At 65.1% G+C, this 2,918-nt stretch carries 3 protein-coding genes and 1 pseudogene; all 4 read right to left on the bottom strand.

Annotated elements, in window-relative coordinates:
• Positions 1 to 228 (bottom strand): annotated as a pseudogene (locus Q0996_RS07240) (ABC transporter permease); the annotation flags it as partial.
• Between the two features lie 81 nt (positions 229 to 309).
• Entirely contained in the window at positions 310 to 1,857 is a 1,548-nt protein-coding gene (locus tag Q0996_RS07235) for an ABC transporter substrate-binding protein (RefSeq protein WP_299617155.1), read from the bottom strand.
• A 101-nt stretch (positions 1,858 to 1,958) separates the two neighbouring features.
• A complete protein-coding gene (locus tag Q0996_RS07230; RefSeq protein WP_299617153.1) occupies positions 1,959 to 2,672 on the bottom strand; it encodes an SDR family NAD(P)-dependent oxidoreductase in 714 nt (237 codons plus the stop codon).
• A gap of 2 nt (positions 2,673 to 2,674) precedes the next feature.
• Positions 2,675 to 2,918, bottom strand: a 244-nt coding sequence (locus Q0996_RS07225; RefSeq protein WP_299617151.1) for an FAD-binding oxidoreductase, incomplete at its 5' end; no start/stop codon positions are given.

Below are 2,918 nucleotides of genomic sequence, written 5' to 3'. Positions count from 1 at the left end.
GTCGCCAAAAACCACGCCAGAGAGGAAATCGAAGTACTGAACGGGCAGGGGCCGGTCGAGGCCGAGGCGCGCCCGCAGCGCCTCAATGGCTTCCATGCTGGCCTGGTCCCCCAGAATGACCAGCGCCGGATCGCCCGGCAGGATGCGGACGATGAAAAAGACGATGGTCAGAACCGAGAACAGCGTAATGACGGCAAAGCCGAGACGCTTGAGGACAAAGCTGCTCATCAGCGCGCGTCCATTGGGGAAGGCCGCAGGGCCGGGAAAGGGAAAGCGGCGCGCCGGATCAAGCCGGCGCGCCGCGGCCGGTCAGTTCGTGAAGCCGGCCAGTTCGGTGATCGGCGGGCTCAGGTTCAGCGAACCCTTCACCTCGACGCCGAGATCGAGGTTGTCCTTCCAGGCCCAGAGCTGGAGGTTCTGGTAGATCGGCACGGAGCAGACCTCCTCCATGATCTTCTGTTGCGCCTTGGCCCAGAGCAGCTTCTGTTCCGCCGCGTTCTGCTCGACCCGCGCCGCCTCGATCTCACCGTCGGCAACCGCACAGTGCGAGAAGTTGGTGATCGCCGAGGGCGTCGCGACGATGGAGTCCGAGTGGTAGAACTGCGTCAGGTAGACATCGGCGATGGGAAAACGCGCTGCCGAATAGTGAACGACCTGGGAGGCGTCCTCGCGGATGCGCTGGTGGAAGGTGGCATGCTCCACCGGCTCGATCTCCAGGTTGATGTTGGCCTGCTTCAAGAGCGCCTGCACCGCCTCGATGGTGGTAAGCATGCCGGGCAGGGTGGTGTGGATCGCCTTGAGGGTCACGCCGTCGGCAAAGCCCGCCTGCGCCAGAAGCTCTTTGGCCTTGTCCACGTTGTAGTCGTAGGTCGGCACCTCGTTGGTATAGCCGAGGTAGCCTTCCGGCACCGGCGAGACCGCGCCGCGGGTCACCGACTCGCCCTTGAACTGAACCATGGCGTTGCGGTCGATGGCATGGGCGACGGCCTGACGCACCAGCTTGTTGTCCAGCGGCGGCATGGTCATGTTGAGATGGATGACCGACATCTCGCCGGGCTCCATCACCGTGACCGTGGTCCCGGGAACACCCTTGATACGCTCGACCCAGGTCTGATCCTGCTTGCCGTAGATCATGTCGATCTCGCCGGACTGGAAAGCGAGGTCGCGGCTGGCGTCGGAGGGGATGTAGCGGTAGTAGATCTCCTTGATCTTCGGCGCACCGCGGAAGTAGTCCTCGTTGGCCACCAGCTTCACGTACTGCTGCGGCTGGTACTCGGCGAACATGAAGGGCCCGGTGCCGATGGGCGAGCGCTGGAACTGATCGCCCAGTGCCTCGACCGCGTCCTGACAGACGATGTTGCCGCCGTGATAGGGCACCAGAAGCCCGAGCAGGCTCGGCACCGGCTCCGACAGGGTGATCTTGACCTCGTAGTCGCCGGTCGCCTCGATCGAAGAGAATGCCTTGAAATCGTTGGCAAAACCGGATGTGTCGTTGTTCGCCGCACGCTTCAGGGAGAAGACCACGTCGTTGGCATCGAGCTCGCCGTACTCGCCGTGGCACTGGACGCCCTGGCGCAGGTTGAAGGTCCAGACCAGACCGTCGTCGGAGGCCTCCCAGCTCTCCGCCAGGTCCGCCTCGATGAAGGCCGGGCTCGCCTGACCCGGCTTGATCCGCACCAGTCCGTTGAACATCCAGTGCAGCAGGCCCTTGTCGGGCGTGGTGGTCGCGACATGGGGATCCAGCTTGCCGGCATCGGCCGAAGCCATGCCGATGTTCAAGGTGGTCCCGGCCCCATACGCCAACGAAGACGTCAACGCCAGGGCGCATGTCACCGACGCAAAAATACCTGTTCTCATGTCCTCCTCCTCATTTTTTTCGGCGCGAACTGTGGCACCAGGCGAAATAGCTGTCTACTGCCAAGGAAAATCCGGACTGCAACCGACCGCTCGCCCCTCTCTCAAAGCGTGTCTTCGAGGCGGCAATTCACCAGCAACTCCGCGACGGCGGCGGTGTTGGGCAGGGCGATGACGGTCGCCGCCAACTCGGCAAGATCGCCGGGATCGATCATCTCCTCGGGGCTGATCTTGTTGGTCCCGGCAGTGAGATCGGTGCGCACGAAACTGGGGCAGAGCGCGGTGACGCGCACGCCGTCCTCCCAGCCCAGGCGCCGGCTGCCGTGGGTCAGGGCCATCAGCGCGTACTTGGACATGTTGTAGGCGACGTTCTCGTTGCGCACCCGCTTGCCGGAGAGGGAGGAGACGTTGACGATCCGCCCGTTGCCGGCGGCTTTCAGATGGGGCAGGCAGAGCCGCGTCATGAACAGCGGCCCCTTGACGTTCACCGCCCAGAGGTGGTCGAGGTCTTCCTCTTCTCCCTCTTCGATGGTGAAGTCGATGGTGCCGCCGGCGTTGTTCACCAAGCCGTCGACGCGCCCGAAGCGCTCCAGGGTCTCCGCCAGCCAGCGCTCGTGGGTCGCCCGGTCCTCGGCGACGTAGCGGCAGCAGAGCAGGCGCTCCGGCGCGGTGCCGCCGAGGTCTTTGCGCAAGGCTTCCGGCGTTCGGGCGCCCAGGCTCAGCGCATAGCCCTTGTCCAGCAGCCGTTCGGCGATGGCCCGGCCGATGCCGCGGCTGGCGCCGGACACCATGATCACCCGTCCTGCGGAGTCCAACATACTCACCTCCCTGAGTTGACAGTCCTCTCGCCGGCCGGCGGCGCGAAGCGTTCGATGGCGAAGGGCGCCAGCGCGACATTGTTCGGCCGCCCGAGACAGAGATCGGCGACCAGACGCCCGACCAGCGGCGCCAGGGCAAAGCCGTGGCCGCTGAAGCCAAAGGCATGAACCAGGCCGGGGGTCGTGGCGCTGGCGCCGAGCACCGGCAGGCCGTCGTCCAGCATGCCCTCGATCCCCGCCCAGCTC

The sequence above is a fragment of the Pelagibius sp. genome (genome assembly GCF_028289705.1).
Taxonomy (GTDB): Bacteria; Pseudomonadota; Alphaproteobacteria; order Kiloniellales; family Kiloniellaceae; genus Pelagibius.
The sequence above is the reverse complement of the archived record's forward strand: the minus strand, read 5'-3'. Positions and strand labels throughout refer to the sequence as shown.

Coding starts and splice junctions, on each gene's coding strand:
- Q0996_RS07235 (WP_299617155.1), bottom strand. CDS start 1,857: ATGAGAACAGGTATTTTTGCGTCGGTGACATGCGCCCTGGCGTTGACG.
- Q0996_RS07230 (WP_299617153.1), bottom strand. CDS start 2,672: ATGTTGGACTCCGCAGGACGGGTGATCATGGTGTCCGGCGCCAGCCGC.